This is a genomic window from Microbacterium sp. 5K110 (assembly GCF_005774735.1).
Classification (GTDB): domain Bacteria; phylum Actinomycetota; class Actinomycetes; order Actinomycetales; family Microbacteriaceae; genus Microbacterium.
Window position 1 is genome coordinate 1 of the sequence record NZ_VBUM01000076.1, and the last position, 17,812, is coordinate 17,812.

Below are 17,812 nucleotides of genomic sequence, written 5' to 3' on the forward strand. Positions count from 1 at the left end.
GCTCTCGGGCGTGCGCAGCGGGGAGTCGGCGAGTGCACCCCCGTCTATGGGGATGACCGCGCCGGTGAGGTAGGCCGCAGCGTCCGAGAGGAGGAAGGACACGAGGTCGGCCACCTCGCCCGGCCGGCCCATTCGGCCGAGGGGGACCTGTGCCTGGAGCGCATCGGCCTGCGCCCCGTGGAACTCCCGGAGGGGGGCCTGCAAGGGGGTGTCCGTGAGGCCCGGGGCGACGCAGTTGACGCGGATGCCGTGCGCCGCGCCTTCTACTGCCGCGTTGCGGACGAGCCCGATCACGCCGTGTTTGGCGGCCGTGTAGGCGGCGAGCCCCCGGCCTGCGCTCAGTCCGGCCAGTGATGAAGTGACGACGATGGATCCACCGGCCGTGCTCTCGCTGAGGTGCCGCATGGTCTCACGCAGTCCGAGGAAGACTCCGCGCAGGTCGATCGCGATCACGCGGTCGAAGTCCTCGACGGATGTCTCCATCAGCGACTGGAACGGGCCCGGGACCGCCGCATTGAGGAACGCGCCGTCGAGCCCACCGAAGTGGGCCGCCGCTCGGTCCGTTGATTCGACGACGTCCTCTTCCTGGCTCACGTCGCCGGGGAGGGCAAGAACCTGATCTCCGAACTCATCGGCGAGGGCGGCGAGTCGGGTCGTGTCGCGGTCGACGATCGCGACACGATCCCCGCGCTGCGTGAGTTGGCGCACGGTGGACTCGCCGATCCCGCTGGCGCCGCCGGTGACGATGTACGAGCGCGGGTCGGACGGGGTACGGGACATTCGAACTCCTGGTCTTCGTTGACGAGCGGTTCACATGTCATACCCCTGCGGGGGGTCTCGCCACCTCGATCCGAGGGGGAGCGAAAGATGGGGTAGACATTGAACTATTGTCGTACGATAATACAACGTGGCCCCCGAGATCGATAGTGCCGCGACACATCCGAGTCCGTAACGCACGTCGATCCATGTCTCCTTCAATGAAGAAAGGACACAGTCATGTCCCGCACCCGCAAGCACCGCGTCGCCATTCTGGCTGCTGCTCTCACCACGCTCGCTTTGACAGCCACCGCGTGCAGCTCGCCCGGAGGCTCTCCGGCTCCGGCCGGTGAGACCGTCCAGATCGACGTGGGAACGAGCACTCCCGTCTCGGCGTCGACGCCCCTGCGCGTCGCCGTGGCTCTCCCCGGGACCAACAACAGCTACCTGCAGGCGCAGATCGAGCAGGTGAAGTCGGACATCGCGAAGATCCCGGGTGCCGAAGTCACCATCTTCGACGGCAAGTTCGACGCGACCACCCAGTACAACTCACTGCAGACGATCATCCAGTCCGGCAAGTACAACGCCATCCTCCTTCCCTCTCTCGACTCCAATCTCAACTGCAAGGTGGCCACCGAGCAGGCGCCGGCGAAGAACATCGTGGTCGTCGCCATGACGACGGCGCTGTGCGGCCGGACGGTGAACGAGGGCGACGAGCTCTGGGCGCCGGGCACCCTCGCGTTCGTCGGCGGCGTGGACACCGTCGAGTACTGGACCGACTACCTCGAGTACGTCATCGCGCAGAATCCGGGCCCGCAGAAGGTCATCATGCTCAAGGGCCCCGACAACATCGGCATCACCATCAACCTCGATGCCGCGATCGAGAAGGTGACGGCGGCACACCCCGACTTCCAGATCGTCGCAGAGGCGAACACCGACTACTCGATCCCCCAGGGCAACCAGAAGGCTGCCGACATGCTCCAGGCGCACCCTGACGCGACCATCCTGTTCTCCGCCTACGTGACCCTCACGCAGGGTGCTGTGCAGGCCGTGCAGGCCGCCGGTCGCACCGGTGAGATCAAGATCTACGACAAGGGATCCTCCAAGTACTCGATCGAGCAGCTCGAGGCCGGCACGATCCTCGCCTCGGCACCGGAATACCCGCGTACGACGATCACCTCCGCTCTGCAGCAGGTCGTCGACGCGCTCGACGGCAAGGCTCCGACCCGCTTCCTGAAGAACAGCGGTGCCCCGCTGCCCGCGGATGCCGATGCGAAGACGGGGTTCTTCGTGATCACGAAGGAGACCGCGTCGTCCTTCACCCCCGAATCGTGACGATGATGACGGCGAACGACGGGGATGCCTCACGGTCGACGAAGGCGATCTCCACGCGCGGGCTGGGGAAGAGGTTCGGCAAGACGCAGGCGCTGTCGTCCATCGATCTCGACATCGAAGCGGGCACCATCCACGCTCTGGTCGGTGAGAACGGTGCGGGCAAGTCGACGCTGCTCGGCATCTTGGCGGGGCGGATCCAGCAATCCGAGGGATCGTTCTCGGTCTTCGGCGAATCGGTCTCGCTCGGCAGCCCCCGAGCAGCGCAGCATGCCGGGATCGCGGCGATCTATCAGGAGCTGACGATCATCGACCCACTCACCGCGGTGGCCAATGTCTTCGTGTCACGACCACGATCGCGAGCGGGTGTGCTCGACGAACGCGCAATGCGTCGTCGCTACGAGGAGCTCTCTTCACAAATGGGAGTGTCCGTGCCGGCGGGCGCTCTCGCGAGGGATCTCTCCGTCGCCCAGCAGCAGATCCTCGAGATCATGCGAGCGCTCGATTCCGACGCCAGGATCATCTTCTTCGACGAGCCGACGGCGCCGCTCGGTGCGTCGGAACGGGAGTCGCTCTTCGCTCTCATGCGCGACCTGCGGGCACACGGCGTGACCATGGTGTTCGTCTCCCACGCCCTGGACGAGGTGCTGAACATCGCGGACCACGTGACGGTGTTCCGCGACGGTCGGCAGACGGCGAGTCGACCGGTCGCCGAGTGGACGAAGCAGACGTTGGTGAACGAGATGCTGGGTCGGGACGTCGCCGCGGCGGCAGCCGAAAAAGTAGACGCGGCGGCGGCAGCGGACGGGGGCACGTCACCGGCGCAGCCGATGCGGCGTTCGCGATCCGACAAGGGGATCCGCGTCGAAGGCCTCAAGGTGGGCGGATCCGTCGAAGGCATTGACTTCGAGCTGCGTTCGGGAGAGATCCTCGGCATCGGAGGGCTCGTCGGCGCGGGCCGCTCCTCGGTCCTGCACGCGCTCGCCGGGCTGGATCCCCGCGCGGTGGGGCGTCTCTGGGTGGATGGGAAGGAGGTTCCGTGGCCGCGTTCGGTGCGTCGTGCCCTCGGCCTCGGGATCGCCCTGCTGCCGGAGGATCGGAAGACTCAGGGCCTCGTCCTGATGCTCTCCGCGGCTGACAATGTCGTCATCTCCGATTACCGCTCGATTTCGCGTCGCGGAATCGTCACCCCTCGCCGCATCCGCGACGGTGCGACCCGCGTCGCTGCGGCCTACGGTTTCGATCCTGCGCGCTTGGGGGAGCCTGCCCGCAACCTCTCTGGGGGAAATCAGCAGAAGCTGCTTCTGGCGCGGTGGGGCCACCGGCCGCCCCGCTTTCTCCTGGCGGATGAGCCGACGCGCGGGATCGATGTCGGAGCGAAGTCCGACATCCTCGACACCCTCCGCGAACGGGCGGCGGCCGGCGCCGGTGTCCTGGTCGTCAGTTCCGAGCTCGAGGAGGTCGCCCAGACCGCGGGGCGCGTGCTGGTGATGTCCTCCGGGCGGATCGTCGACGAGTTCGACATCGACCGCGCGCGCAATTCCGAGCAGGACCTCGTCGCGCGAATCCTTTATTCGGCGTTCCAAGTGGAGAACACACATGTCTAGTACCGACCAACACTCGCGCGGCCCGGCGCTCGCGCTCGGCGGCGAGAAGAAGCTCGGCGGCGAGAAGAAGCTCGGCGTCGAGGAGCCCCAGAAGAAGCAGTTTGCTCGCCGAGCGAAAGACACCATGTTCCGGTTCGGCATGGTGTGGTTGCTTCTGCTTCTCGTCCTGTGGGCTCAACTCACCTACCCGGGCTTCTTGGCCTGGGGAAATCTGCAGAACCTCCTGTCGCAGAACGCGCAGCTCGGCATCATCGCGGTCGGCATGACCTATGTCATGATCGCGCGCGGCCTGGATCTCTCGGTGGGGGCGACCTACGCGGGATGTGCCGTCGTGTACGCCCAGTTGGCGCTGACTCTCCCCATCCCTCTCGCTTTCGTGCTCACCCTCCTCGTCGGAGCGGCGGCGGGAGCCATCAACGGGGCCATCATCACACTGCTGAAGGTCAACCCGTTCGTCGCGACGCTGGGAACGGGTTCGGTGTTCGGCGGCGCCGCCTTCCTGTTCTCGAATTCCTCGCCCGTCCTCAACAACGAGCCCGGGTTCGACTGGCTCGGACTGGGGATGATCGCAGCGGTCCCCGTGTCGGTCTGGCTGATGGTGATCGTCTTCCTCATCGCGGGGTTCATCCTGTCGCGGACGGCATACGGGCGATCGATCTTCGCGATCGGCGGCAATCCCGAGGCAGCCCGGCTCGCGGGCCTGCGCGTCGAGGCTCTCAGCGCGAGTACCTACACCCTCGTCGGCGTATGTGCCGCCATCGGTGGCTGCATCATCGCGTCGCGGTTGTCCGTGGGTCAGGCCGACGTGGGCTCGACGATCGTCCTCGATGTCATCGCCGTCGTCGTGATCGGTGGCACGTCACTCTTCGGAGGAGAGGGAGCGATGTGGCGGACGGCAGTCGGACTGCTCATCATCGCCATCATCCGCAACGTGTCGCAGTCGAGCGGGTTCGACGTGAACGTCGAATCCGTCATCACCGGTGCCATCGTCGTGGGCGCGGTCGCGCTCGACGCGTTCGCTCGACGGCGCCGGGGGTAGCTCAGCCGAAGGGGGCGAGTCGGCGGCCGAGTGCGCGGCCGGCTCGCCTCCGCGGGCTCAGAGGCCCCAGGATGCCGGGCCGGCTGTCCCCGCCGGGTACTCGTCGAGCGGCACCTCGTCGGCGCGCCACGCGTCGATGACCGGCTGCACGATGCGCCAGCACTGCTCGGCGGCATCGCCTCGCACGGCGAGCATCGCGTCTCCGTCCAGGATGCCGGAGAGCACCTCTCCGTACGCCTTGAGGCCGCCCTCGCCCAGGTCGGCCGCGAGGGTGACGCGTTCGAGTTCCAGCGGGTCGTCGGCGCCGTTGACGTTGAGGCCGAGGCTCATCGTGTCGGGGCCGAGCGAGAACGTCAGCACCGAGGGGGTGCTCTCCCCGACGAACCCATCCGGCAGGTGCCGCACCGGCTTGAAGGTCACCGTCACCGCGGGGTCACCCGCGTCGGAGCCGAGCCCCTTGCCCGAACGCAGCACGATCGGCACGCCCTGCCACCGGGCCGTGCGCACCTCGACGGTCATCTCGGCCAGCGTCTCGGTCTGCCGCGCCGGGTCGACACCGGGCTCGTCGACGTACGAGGTGAAGTGCCGGTCGCCGATCGTGCCCGCGGTGTAGCGCGCGCGACGGGAGTTCGTCACGGCATCGTCGTCCCACACGTGAGTGGCGCGCAGCACCGTCGAGGTCGCATCGCGCAGGTCGAGCTGATCGAGCGAGGACGGTGGCTCCATCGTCACGAACGCCATGACCTGCAGCAGGTGGCTCTGGATCATGTCGACGAGGGCGCCCGCGTGGTCGTAGTAACCCGCACGCCCTTCGAGCCCCAGCTTCTCGGGGTAGTCGACCGTGACCCCGGCGATGTCGTCTGCCGACCACACGCTCTCGATGAGGCGGTTGGCGAAGCGCACGCCCAAGAGGTTGAGCACCGTCGAGCGGCCGAGGAAGTGGTCGATGCGGAACACCTGCTCTTCGGGCACGAGCTTGGCCACCTGCAGGTTGAGTGCGTGGGCGCTGGCCTCGTCGGTGCCGAAGGGCTTTTCGAGCGCGAGGATCGTTCCTTCGGGGATCGTCACGTCGGCGAGGGCGACGCAGGCCTTCTCGGCGACGGCGGGCGGAACCGCGAAGTACAGCGCGGGCCGTCCCTCGGCGGCATCCAGAAGCTGCTGGAGATCGGCGGCCTTCGTGATGTCGGCCTGACTGTAGGTGGTCTCGGCGACCATCGCGAACGCCGCCTCCGAGTCGGTCGTCGCGAAGGAGGTCCGCACCACCTCGCGCCAGTGGTCGTCGGTCCAGTCCTCCATGCCGGCGCCGTGCAGACGCACCGAGCGGCCCGGCTCGCGCGTCAGCAGCTGCCCGAGGGCGGGCAGCAGGAGCCGCGAGGTGAGGTCGCCCGAAGCGCCCAGGATGATGAGGGTGGTGTCCGCCGGCATGGGGACACCGTAGCGCCCGGGTCCGACACCGGGAGGTCGCTTGCAGCGGGCACACGGATGCCGCTAGCGAGATGCACGGCCGCGATGTCGGCATCCCCTGCCACAATCACGAGGGTGAGCACCGCGATCGAGGACTACGCCGTCCTCAGCAACTGCCGATCCGCCGCCCTCGTGTCCCGGGAGGGCAGCGTCGACTGGCTGTGCCTGCCGCGGTACGACAGTGCATCGATGTTCGGGGCACTGCTGGGCGACCAGTCGCACGGGGCGTGGTCCTTGCGTCCGACGGATCCGGATGCCACGGTCACCCGGCACTACGACGCCGACACGTTCGTGCTGGTCACGCGCTGGGAGACGTCCACCGGCGTCGCCGAGGTGCACGATGCCATGCCGATCGACGAGGGGGTCGAGGCGCTCGTGCGCCGTGTCGTCGGGATCTCGGGCGGGATGGACTTCGTCAGCGAAGTGCGATTCCGGTTCGACTACGCCCGCGCCATCCCGTGGGTACGGCAGATCGGCCACGCGCACGACCACGCGATCCTCGCCGTCGCCGGTCCCGATTCGGTCGTGCTGCGCGGTCCGCGCCTGATCGCCGTCGACACCGCGCACCGCGCCCTGTGGACGACCGTGGCGGGGGAGTCCGTCGATTCGGTCCTGTCCTGGGGGCCGTCATGGCAGCAGCCGCCCGCGGCGATCGATGTGGATGCCACCCTCAAGCGCACCACCGAGTGGTGGGCCGAATGGGCGGGACGGGTCAAAGCCGCCGGTGAGCACGCCGACCTCGTGACGCGCTCCCTGCTCGTGCTGCGCGCGCTGACGCACTCCGAGACCGGGGGCATCGTGGCGGCGGCGACGACGTCGCTTCCCGAGGCGTTCGGGGGAGAGCGCAACTGGGACTACCGCTATGTCTGGCTGCGCGACGCGGCTCTCACCCTGAGCGCCTACATCGACCACGGCTACCTCGAAGCGGCGCATCGGTGGCGCACCTGGTTGCTGCGGGCGATCGCCGGCGATCCCGCCGATGTGCAGATCATGTACGGCATCGCGGGCGAACGCGACCTGCCCGAGCGGGAGATCACGAGCCTGCCCGGGTACGACGGCGCACGCCCGGTCCGCATCGGGAACGGGGCGGTCGACCAGTATCAGGCGGACGTCATCGGCGAGGTGATGGTCGCCCTCGAGGCGGCGCGGAACGCCGGTGTCGAGGAGACGACGTTCTCGTGGTCGCTGCAGCGGGCGCTCCTCGACCAGCTGGCGGACTGGTTCGACCGCCCCGACAACGGCATCTGGGAGATGCGCGGCGACCCCCACTTCTTCACGCATTCGCGCGCGATGGTGTGGGCGGCGCTGGACCGTGGCATCCGCGCCGTCGAGCAGGACGGTCTGGACGGCGAGGTCGACACGTGGCGCGCGCTGCGCGACCGTGTCCGGGCCGACATCGATTCCCGTGGTGTGCACGCGGACGGCTGGTTCACCCAGCATTTCGATACGGACGAGGTCGACGCGTCGCTCCTGATCCTGCCCCAGGTGGGATTCTGCGCCTACGACGATCCGCGCATGCTCGCCACCGTCGCACGGATGGAGCAGACCCTCATGCCCGACGGCTGGCTGCTGCGCTACCGCACGACCGGCGTCGACGGTCTCGCCGGTGACGAACATCCGTTCCTCGCGTGCTCGTTCTGGCTCGTGCGGCAATACGCGCACAGCGGGCGGCGCGCCGACGCGGTCGCCCTCATGCGGCGGCTCACCGCGGTCGCCAACGACGTCGGCCTGCTGTCCGAGGAGTACGACCCGAAGGGCAACCGGCAGGCGGGCAACACCCCGCAGGCGCTGTCGCACCTAGCGCTCGTGGGCGCCTCGGATGCCCTCGGCGCAACCGCCCCCTGACCCCCGTGGCGGTTCTAGAGTCGGGGCATGAGCGACGATGACGTCGAGCTGAACCACCTGCGCGAGCGCGTCTACGGCGAAGCCGGAGGCCCGGCCACCGCGGCCGAGATCGCGCGACTCGCGGCCCTCGAGGAGGAGCTGCGTCTCGACCGCGCCCCGACGTCGACCGCGGCCGAGCCCGCCGCTCCCGAACTGATCGTGGATGCCACGCCCCACCGCCCCCGCGCGCTCGCGGTGATCGTGGCGGTCGTCGCCGCGGCCGCGCTCATCGGGGCGGGCTACGCCGCGGGCGCCGCGTCGCCCTCGCTCGCCGCAGCCTCCCCCGCGCCGTCGGCGTCGACGGCATCCCCGTATCCCGAACTGGCGTTCCCGCAGACCGACGACGACAAGATCTCGTCGGGGATCATCGCGGACAGCGGCATCGACCCGACGAGCACCCGGTACATCGCCGTGATGCGCGGGTTCCGCGTGTTCCTGGCCGAGCGCGAGCGGGGAGACGGCGTGTGCGTCGTGACGTTCATCGCGGTCAACGACCAGCCCTGGTCGGCGGGATGCACCGCCGGCGGCGCGCTCGACGACGGCGCGGTGTTCGGCGTCGACCGTCGCCTCAGCATCGCGCTCGGCGACCCGTCCCGCGTGTCGATCCGCGGCCTGCCCGTGCGGCTGTCCGAGTCGGTGACGGCGTACCTGACGGAGTGACCGCGGCCACGCGCTTACTCAGCGATTCGCGCAACGTCAGTCCGATCGGGCCGGATGCCACTGAGTTCGTGCAGATCGCTGAGGTGATGACGCGAACCCGTGGGTGAAGTCCGGACCGTCGCCGAAACAGCCGTGATTAACCGATTGACCATGCGCGGCGTCCCTTGCTATGGTCTGCGTAACCGATTAACCACCCCGGGTTCATCGGAGACAGCGTCTCGTCGAGGAGTCATCCGCATGGACCAAAGAGGGTTCTTCCGACCGTCCGGAGGCTGGGTCGGTGACGTCATCCCGTGGCAGGAGGACGGCAGGTTCCACCTCTTCTACCTGCACGAGTCACGTCGCACGCCCAAGATCGGCATGCCGTGGCACCGGGTCGTCACCGACGACCTCGTCAGCTTCACCGAGACCGGCCCGGCATTGGCCTCCGGGGGACCGGATGCCGACGACTTCAACGTCTACACCGGAAGCGTCGTCGTGGCCGACGGCATCCACCACGTCTTCTACACCGGACAGAACCCGGACGTCCTCGGGAACGACGGTCTCCCCCTTCAGCTCGTGCTGCATGGGACGAGCGCGGACGGCATGCGTACCTGGGAACGTCATCCGGAGGACGCGTTCGGCGCCACGGCGGGTTACGAGACGGCCGATTGGCGCGACCCCTTCGTGTTCCGCGACGAGGAAGCCGGGCTGTGGCGCATGCTCGTGACCGCCCGGCACGCGCACGGCCCCGAGCGCCGCCGCGGTGTCATCGCGCAGTGCGTCTCGTACGACCTCCGGTCGTGGGAGCCCGCCGAGCCGTTCTGGGACCCTCGGCGTTACCTCGCGCACGAATGCCCGGAGGTCTTCGAATGGAACGGGTGGTGGTACCTGGTCTACTCCGAGTTCAGCGAGTCCTTCACCACGCGCTATCGCGTCTCGCGCAGCCTGCACGGCCCCTGGAACGTGCCGGAGAACGACACCCTCGACGGGCGGGCGTACTACGCGGCGAAATCGGCCGCGCGCGACGGACGCCGCTTCTTCTTCGGGTGGATCTCCTCGCGAGAGGGCTCGACCGACGACGGCGATTGGCAGTGGGCCGGTACCCTCTCCATCCTGGAGGCGGAGCAGAATTCGGACGGCACGCTGCGTTTCCACCCGCCGCGCGAGTTGCTCGAGACCTTCGATCGCGGCGTCGGAGGACTGGCATCCGCGACCGTTCTGTCCGCACCCGACGGATATTCCGACCTCGTCCTCCCCGGGACGGCGCCCACCACCTTCCGGGTGCAGGCGGAGTTCGACATCGCCCCGGGCACCACCGAATGCGGGCTCCTGCTGCGGGCGAGCGCTGACGGTGGCGAGGCTTACGTGCTGCGCCTCGAACCCCGTCGCAACCGCCTCGTGTTCGATCGCTGGCCTCGCCGTCGCACCGGCGGTGAGCAGTGGCAGATCTCGGGCGACGTCCCGTTCGCCATCGAACTCGAGCGTCCCGTGCTCCTGGAGCCCGGCCGGCATCGGCTCGACGTCGTCGTCGTCGACGACCTCTGCGTGGCCGCCGTCGACGGTGCCGTGACCCTCAGTACGCGGCTCTACGACCGCACCGAGGGAGCGGTCGGCGCCTTCGTCGGGGAGGGGACCGTCACCGTCCTCGAACTCGATGTGTCCGCGCGGACCCCCGACGTGACCGACGCCCTGCACGACGACCTCCTGGTCGCGTCCTCCTGATTCGCTCCTTTCCTTCCCGCCACCCGAACCACACATCAACGGAGATTCCTATGGTCAACCTCACGCGCACGGCATCCTGGGTCGCCCTCGCTGCTGCCGCTGCCCTCGTCCTGTCGGGCTGCGGCGCTTCCGGCGGCGGCGCGGACCCCACCGACGTCCACCCCGAGGGCGAGGTGAAGCCCCGCGAGATCTCGTGGCTTCTCTCGCGCCCCGCGGATGGCGGCGTCATCACCGCCATGCAGAAGATCGCCGGCGAATACGCCGCCGACCACCCGGGCTTCTCGCTCAACCTCATCACGACGCCCGACCGACCCAGCTACATTCAGAAGTACGAGACGCTCGCCGCAGCCAACAAGCTGCCCGAACTCTTCGACACGGATGCCACCCCGTTCGCCCAGAAGCTCGCGCAGCAGGGTCGGATGATCGACGTGGACGCGCTGCTGAAGGACCTCGGCCTCGCCGACACCTACCGCGAAGCCGCCCTGAACTACCAGCGCTTCGACGACGGCTCGCTGTACATGGTGCCCTTCGAATTCCAGCTCGAGTTCTTCTGGTACAACCGTGATCTGCTCTCGCAGGCCGGAGTCCCGGTTCCGGCCACGCTCGACGACTTCGCGCCGATGTGTCAGGCGCTCCGCGCGAAGGGCATCACCCCGATCGCGCTGGACGGTGCCGACGGATGGCCGCTCGAGCGGTACATGGCGTACTACCCGTTCCGCCAGGTCGGCCCGGAGTACGTGCAGAAGCTCAAGACCGGAGAAGCGAAGTTCTCGGATGCCCCCGGCCTCGCCGCGGCCGAGTGGCTGTCCGGGCTGGGTAAGGCCGGCTGCTTCCAGGAGGGCTTCTCCTCGACCGGGTACGCCGACGCGCAGGCGCAGTTCACGTCCGGCAAGGCGGCCGTGTACAACATCGGCACGTGGGAGCTCGGAAACCTGGCGACCGACAAGCTCGACGCGGGCGTCCGCGACAAGGTCGACTACTTCACACTCCCCACGCTTCCCGGGGCTGCCACGGCCGACAACGAATACGTCACCCCGTCGGGGATCGGGATGGCCGTGAACACCGCCACGTACGACCCCCTGGTCCGGGACTTCCTGAAGTTCGCGCTCGAGCGCTACCCCGCTGAGGTCGCCGCATCCGGCGCGCTCTCGCCGACCACCGACGTCCAGACCACGATCCCGTCCAATGCGACGCCTCTGTACGACCGGGCGATCGCCCAATCCGGCGACGTGGGCACCAAGATCGCGATGCCGTGGGACACGCAGCTGGACCCCGCCACGAACACGCGTCTCCAGCAGGAGCTGACCCTGCTGGTTCAGGGCGACATCACGCCCGGCGAGTTCGTGGGGACGATGGATGCCGCCTTGAAGGAGAACGTCGGTGGCTGATGTCCTGACGTCCGGCCGGCCCCGGGTGACCGGGGCCGGCCGGCCCACTCGTCGGCGGCCCATGAGCACCTCGATGCTTCCCCGCCGGTCCGGGCTGGCCGTCGCCGTCTTCCTCGTGCCTCCCCTGCTCCTGTACGGGGCCGCCGTTCTGCTGCCGATCGTGCAGTCCCTCGTGCTGAGCCTCTTCTCGTGGGACGGCATCACCCGTCTGACCTTCGTGGGCCTGGACAACTACGTGAAGATGTTCACCCGCGACGACGTCTTCTGGACCGCGTTCGGCAACGCGCTCGGCTACCTCGCCATCTGCCTCGTCCTCCAGCTCGGTGGAGCCCTGGCCGTCGCGGGTCTGCTCACCGCGCTGCCGCGCGCACGGGAGCTCGTGAAGACGCTGTACCTGCTGCCCGCCGTGATCTCCACGGTGGCCATCGCGTTCCTGTTCCTCCGGATCTACTCGCTCGAACCGGTGGGCCTGATCAACCAGCTGCTCGCCTTCGTCGGCCTCGACGGGCTGCAGACCGCGTGGTTGTCGAACCTCCAGACCGTGCTGGCCGCCGTGTCCATTCCCGAAGGCTGGCGCTTCACGGGCCTCTACATGCTCATCATCTACGCGGCGCTGATCGCCGTGCCGAAGGAGCTCGAGGAGGCCGCCCGGCTGGACGGCGCCTCGTGGTGGCAGACGTTCTGGTGCATCCGGTTCCCCTACATCCGTCCCGTCTGGATCACCACGACCGTGATGGCGACCACCTTCGCGCTGCGCGGATTCGACATCCCCTACCTCCTCACGAACGGCGGTCCGGGGCAGGCATCCGAGCTCCTGACGACGTACATGTACAAGACCGCATTCGTGCACACCGACTACGGCTATGCCAGCGCCCTCTCCGTCTTCATCGTGGTGGAATGCCTCGTCGCGGTCGGGCTCATCTTCCTGCTCCTCCGTCGAAAGGACGCGTGATGACCGCGACTCTCGCCCCCGCGCCCGCGGCATCCGCCCCCCGGAATCCCGAGATCGAACCCCGGCCGGTGCACCACTCGCCGCGCCTGCCGGTCCAGCGCACGCTTCTCACGGTCACCGTGATCCTGATCGTCGTCGTGCAGGTGTACCCGCTGCTGTGGCTCTTCCTCACCAGCTTCCGCACAGCCTCGGACTTCGCGGGCGGCGACCCGTTCGCCCTTCCGCGGGAGTGGACGCTCGACAATTACGCGCGTGCGTTCGCGACGGGCAACCTGGCGCTGAACATCGGCAACAGCTTCATCGTCACCCTCGGTGCCAGCGCGCTCATCGTGGTGGCCGGGATGATGGCCGCCTACGCCCTGCAGGTGCTCGGGTTCCGCTTCAGCGGGCTCGTCCGTGCGCTGTTCCTGCTCGGAATCATCGTGCCGGTGCAGATCGCGCTCGTCCCGCTCTTCATCGACTACTCGCAGGTGGGGTTGCTCGACACCCACCTGTCGATGATCCTGCCGCTGGCGGCGTTCTCGCTTCCGATGGGCGTCTACCTCTTCTCGTCGTTCTACGAGTACATCCCGCGAGAGTTGTACGAGGCGGCCTCGCTCGACGGTGCCGGTCCGTACCGGATCTTCCTGCAGATCACGGCGCCGCTGTCAGTGAACACCATCATCACCGTCGTGCTGGTCAACAGCATCTTCATCTGGAACGACTTCGTCTTCGCGAACACCTTCGTGCTGTCCGACGGACTGAAGACGATCCCGCTGGGCCTGCAAAACTACATCGGAGCGATGGGCAACACCGATTGGACAGCGACGTTCGCCGCCGTGTGCGTCACGGTGACGCCACTGCTGCTGGTCTTCCTGGTGCTGAACAAGGCGATGATCGCCGGCCTCGAGAGCGGAGCCACCAAGGGATGAATACGAGGATCCCCTCATGACCACCACCATGCGCGATGTCGCCAAGGCGGCCGGCGTCTCGGTCGCGACCGTGTCGCACGTCGTCAACGACAAGCCCGGCGCGCGCATCGGCGAGGATGCCCGGCGTCGCGTGCACGAGGCGATCGCGGCGCTCGGTTACCGTCCGAACGCTCTCGCCAAGACGCTGTCGGAGGGCAGCTCCCGCTTCATCGGTCTGGTGGCGGATGCCATCGCCACCACGCCCTTCGCCGGACAGATCATCCACGGCGCCCAGGACGAGGCGTGGCGCCACGGTTTCGTCCTCCTCGTGGCCAACACCGAGGGCAATGCCGCCGCCGAGAACGATGCGATCGCGATGATGCTGGAGCACCAGGTGCGCGGCATCCTGTACTCCACCTGGTATCACCGCGAGATCGAGGTCCCCCCGTCGCTGCAGCACACGGAGACGGTGCTGGTGAACTGCTTCGCCGGCGACGACTCGTTCCCCGCGGTGGTCCCCGACGAGGAGCAGGGCGGTCGGACGGCGACCGAGGACCTGCTCACGGCCGGGCATCGCCGGATCGCCTTCCTGAACACCACGACGCCCTCGCCTGCCCGGGAGGGGCGGTTCGCCGGCTACCGGTCGGCGCTGGAGGAGGCCGGAATCGCCTTCGATGCCGGGCTCGCCTTTGAAACCGCCCCCGACCAGGAGGGCGGATACGCGGCGGTCGACGGCGTGCTCGCCTCCGGCGCCACCGGGGTCTTCTGCCACAACGACCGGGTCGCGATGGGACTGTACGACGGCCTCCGTGAACGCGGCCTGCGCATCCCCGACGACATGGCGGTCATGGGCTTCGACAACCAGGACGTCATCGCGGCACATCTCCGACCGCCCCTGTCGACCGTCGCCCTGCCGCACTATGAACTCGGCGCGGCCGGCGTGCGGACGCTGCTCGGACTCGATGCTCCGGCCGTGGGCGCTCGCCAGCTGGTCTCCTGCCCCTCCGTTCCGCGGGAGTCGCTGTGAACCTTCCCCGGCCGCGATTCCACCTCGCCCCCGTCCGCAATTGGATGAACGACCCCAACGGTCTGGTCTTCGTCGACGATTGCTGGCACGCCTTCTTCCAGTACAACCCCGAGGGGAACGACTGGGGCAACATGAGCTGGGGACACGCGTCCAGCCGCGACCTCCTGCAGTGGGAAGAGCATCCCGTCGCCCTGCCGTATGGGCCCGGTGAGCAGATCTACTCGGGTTCGACCGTCATCGACGCCGACGGAACGCTCACGGCGTTCTACACGAGTGCCTACGGCTATGGCATCCAGGCGCAGTCCCGTGCGACGAGCGTCGACGGCGGCGAGACCTGGATCCCGGATGCCGCCAACCCGGTGATCGACCGGGGGAGTTCCGACTTCCGCGACCCCAAGGTGGTGCGGCTCCCGCACGGCGGATGGCTCATGCTGACCGTCGAAGCGGTCGAGCGGCGCGTGGTGTTCTACGCCTCCGACGACCTGCTCTCGTGGCGGGAGTCCGGATCCTTCGACCCGATCGGTGTGGACGGCGTGGTGTGGGAGTGCCCCGACCTCGTTCACCTCCCCGTGGAAGGACGGCCCGGCAGTCGGCGTTGGGTGCTGCTGCTGAGCACGAACCCCGTCGGGGAGGATCCCGACCCCGCCGGTTCCGCGATGCACTACGTGGTCGGCGACCTCATCGACGGTGCATTCCGCGCGGATCACGACGCTCTCGTGCCCCTCGATCACGGTCGCGACCTGTACGCGGGCGTGACCTTCCACGATGCCCCTCACGGAGCGGCGGTCATGCTCGCCTGGATGAGCAACTGGCGCTACGCCCACGTCGTCCCGACGTCGCCGTGGCGGGGCGCGATGTCGATCCCGCGCACCCTCGGACTCCGTGACGTCGACGGGGAGCTGCGTCTCGTGCAGCGACCGTCCGTCGACCTCCGCGACGAACGTGCGGACGCGGTCGAGGCTCCGGTCACGGTCGAGCCGCACGTTCTCGTGGACGTCCGGTGGGACCCGGCGGTGACCGGGGCCCTGCGACTGACCCTCGAGGGGGAGGGGGATGCCACGGTCGAGATCGTCCATGACCCCGCCGGCGGCACCCTGTCCGTGTCGAGGGACGGAACGGTTGCCCGATCCCTGCATCCCGACTTCGCGGGCACCCGGGTCGCCCCGCTTCTCGACGGCCCCACCGGCGTCCTCACTGCGATCCTCGACGGACCGCTCTTCGAGATCTTCGCCGACGACGGCGCGACCGTGCTGTCGCACCTTGTGACCCTCGGCTCAAGCCCGGTGACCGTCTCGGCTCAGGCTCAGACCGGGACGGGGGCTCCCGGAGTGCGCCTCGTCGTCTCCGACGGCGTCGTCCAGAAGGGTCGGGCGGTTCCGGCGACCGTCTGATCCAACTCCCCTCTCACCGCCGGGCCACCCGGCGGGCGATTCGTCGCGCCCGCCACCGAACGAGGAAGTGAGCATCATGTCATTCGAGATCTCCCGTCGCACGCTGTTGCAGGGCGCAGGAGCCGGGGCCTTCGGCCTTGCTCTCACCGCCGCGGTCCCCGCGGCGGCTCGCGCCGACACCGTGTCACAGCGTGCCATCTACCACATGACCCCGCCGACGGCCTGGCTCTGCGATCCGCAGCGCCCGATCGTCTCGGGTGGGCAGTATCAGCTGTACTACCTGCACTCGAACATCAACAACGGTCCGGGTGGGTGGGATCACGCGACCACCGACGGCGTGAGCTTCACGCATCACGGCACCGTGATGCCGATCTCGGGGGGCGTGCCCGTCTGGTCGGGATGCCTCGTCGTCGATACGGGCAATACGGCGGGCTTCGGTGCCGGTGCGGTGATCGCACTCGCCACGCGTCCGACGAACAACATCCGCAAGTACCAGGAGCAGTATCTGTACTGGTCGACGGACGGCGGGTTCAGCTTCACGATGCTGCCCGACCCGGTGCTCGTCAACAACGACGGCCGAACCGCGCAGACGCCCGCGGAGATCGACAACGCCGAGTGGTGCCGTGATCCGAAGGTGCACTGGGACGCGGGGCGCAGCGAATGGGTCCTGATCCTCGGGCGCGCGCGGTACGCCGGCATCTACACGTCGCCCGACTTGCGGAACTGGACGTGGCGGAGCAACTTCGATTACCCGAACCACGACCTCGGCGGCATCGAATGCCCCGACATCTTCCAGATGACGGCCGGTGACGGCACGAGCCACTGGGTGATCGGGGCGAGCATGGACGCGTACGGTGTCGGCCTCCCGATGACCTATGCCTACTGGACCGGCACCTGGAACGGCACGCACTTCGTGGCGGACGACCTCACCCCACAGTGGCTGGACTGGGGGGGACTGGTACGCCGCGGTGACGTGGCCAAGCATCGAGGCACCCACCACGCGGCGACTCGCCATCGCGTGGATGAACAACTGGAAGTACGCCGCGCGCGACGTCCCCACCGACGCGACCGACGGCTACAACGGGCAGAACTCGATCGTCCGGGAGCTCCGTCTCGAGCACCAGCCCGACGGACGGTACGCGCTTCTGAGCAGCCCGATCTCGACGTTGGCGGCCCACGCCACGTCGACCGTGACTCTTCCCGACCGCACGGTGAACGGCAGTGCCGTGCTCCCGTGGAGCGGGCGCGCGTACGAGCTTGAGCTCGACATCTCGTGGACGGATGCCACGAACGTCGGCGTTTCCGTAGGGCGCTCGGCCGACGGGTCCCGGCACACGAACATCGGCAAGTACGGCTCCGATCTCTACGTCGATCGGGCGCCGTCGGATCGCAGCGGATACTCCCTCGTCCCCTACACACGAGCCGCGGCTCCGATAGATCCGGCCGCTCGCTCGGTCCACCTGCGGATCTTCGTCGACCGGCAGAGCGTCGAGGTGTTCGTCAACGCCGGCCACACGGTGCTGTCGCAGCAGGTCCACTTCCTGGACACCGACACCGGCATCTCGTTCTATTCGGACGGGGGCGCGGCGACCTTCACCGGCATCACGATCCGCGAGTTCGCGACGCCCGTGTGAGCCGAGGGCGGCCGGGGCTCCGCCCCGGCCGCCTCCGCGCGGACAGCAATTCGGGTGCGCAGCGCTCGCGCAGATCACTGACGC

Annotated in this window: 13 protein-coding genes and 1 pseudogene; 12 read left to right on the plus strand and 2 right to left on the minus strand. The window is 68.4% G+C overall.

Features of this window, described 5'->3' with window-relative positions; all coding sequences use genetic code 11:
* On the minus strand, positions 1 to 780 hold a 780-nt coding region (locus FE256_RS14275), incomplete at its 3' end, for an SDR family NAD(P)-dependent oxidoreductase (protein ID WP_138176857.1).
* Between the two features lie 216 nt (positions 781 to 996).
* Between FE256_RS14275 and FE256_RS14280 the strand changes: the two genes are divergently transcribed.
* Genes FE256_RS14280 through FE256_RS14290 form a run of 3 tightly spaced genes read left to right on the plus strand, consistent with a single transcriptional unit; the run spans position 997 to position 4,734 of the window.
* Entirely contained in the window at positions 997 to 2,091 is a 1,095-nt protein-coding gene (locus FE256_RS14280; protein WP_138176860.1) for a sugar ABC transporter substrate-binding protein, read from the plus strand.
* A 2-nt stretch (positions 2,092 to 2,093) separates the two neighbouring features.
* On the plus strand, positions 2,094 to 3,695 hold the full coding sequence (locus FE256_RS14285) for a sugar ABC transporter ATP-binding protein (RefSeq protein WP_252371037.1): 1,602 nt from the start codon (positions 2,094 to 2,096) through the stop codon (positions 3,693 to 3,695).
* Positions 3,688 to 4,734: an ABC transporter permease gene (locus tag FE256_RS14290; protein ID WP_212743525.1), complete on the plus strand. Its 1,047-nt coding sequence runs from the start codon at positions 3,688 to 3,690 to the stop codon at positions 4,732 to 4,734. Before FE256_RS14285 ends, FE256_RS14290 begins: the two co-directional genes overlap by 8 nt.
* 57 nt (positions 4,735 to 4,791) lie before the next feature.
* Here the strand turns inward: FE256_RS14290 and FE256_RS14295 are convergent, their stop codons facing one another.
* Entirely contained in the window at positions 4,792 to 6,159 is a 1,368-nt protein-coding gene (locus tag FE256_RS14295) for a glucose-6-phosphate dehydrogenase (RefSeq protein ID WP_138176866.1), read from the minus strand.
* Between the two features lie 114 nt (positions 6,160 to 6,273).
* Between FE256_RS14295 and FE256_RS14300 the strand changes: the two genes are divergently transcribed.
* From FE256_RS14300 to FE256_RS14340, 9 genes and pseudogenes are all read left to right on the plus strand, one after another.
* Positions 6,274 to 8,043 carry a glycoside hydrolase family 15 protein gene (locus tag FE256_RS14300; RefSeq protein ID WP_212743526.1) on the plus strand — a complete coding sequence of 590 codons (1,770 nt, stop codon included), beginning with the start codon at positions 6,274 to 6,276 and terminating at the stop codon, positions 8,041 to 8,043.
* Positions 8,044 to 8,070: 27 nt separating this feature from the next.
* Positions 8,071 to 8,742, plus strand: coding sequence for a hypothetical protein (locus FE256_RS14305; protein WP_138176872.1), 672 nt, complete (start codon positions 8,071 to 8,073; stop codon positions 8,740 to 8,742).
* A gap of 237 nt (positions 8,743 to 8,979) precedes the next feature.
* Entirely contained in the window at positions 8,980 to 10,446 is a 1,467-nt protein-coding gene (locus FE256_RS14310; RefSeq protein WP_138176875.1) for a glycoside hydrolase family 32 protein, read from the plus strand.
* Between the two features lie 50 nt (positions 10,447 to 10,496).
* A complete protein-coding gene (locus tag FE256_RS14315) occupies positions 10,497 to 11,834 on the plus strand; it encodes an ABC transporter substrate-binding protein (RefSeq protein WP_138176878.1) in 1,338 nt (445 codons plus the stop codon).
* 73 nt (positions 11,835 to 11,907) lie between these two features.
* On the plus strand, positions 11,908 to 12,786 hold the full coding sequence (locus FE256_RS14320; protein WP_138176893.1) for a carbohydrate ABC transporter permease: 879 nt from the start codon (positions 11,908 to 11,910) through the stop codon (positions 12,784 to 12,786).
* Positions 12,786 to 13,697 (plus strand): carbohydrate ABC transporter permease, encoded by a 912-nt coding sequence (locus FE256_RS14325; protein ID WP_138176881.1) that lies wholly within the window; start codon positions 12,786 to 12,788, stop codon positions 13,695 to 13,697. Before FE256_RS14320 ends, FE256_RS14325 begins: the two co-directional genes overlap by 1 nt.
* 16 nt (positions 13,698 to 13,713) lie before the next feature.
* Positions 13,714 to 14,703 (plus strand): LacI family DNA-binding transcriptional regulator, encoded by a 990-nt coding sequence (locus tag FE256_RS14330; protein WP_138176884.1) that lies wholly within the window; start codon positions 13,714 to 13,716, stop codon positions 14,701 to 14,703.
* Complete coding sequence (locus tag FE256_RS14335; protein ID WP_138176887.1) at positions 14,700 to 16,094, plus strand: glycoside hydrolase family 32 protein; 1,395 nt, start codon at positions 14,700 to 14,702, stop codon at positions 16,092 to 16,094. The genes FE256_RS14330 and FE256_RS14335 overlap by 4 nt, the downstream gene beginning before the upstream one ends.
* Positions 16,095 to 16,170: 76 nt before the next feature.
* Positions 16,171 to 17,728: pseudogene (locus tag FE256_RS14340) on the plus strand (glycoside hydrolase family 32 protein).
* Positions 17,729 to 17,812: the final 84 nt, after the last annotated feature.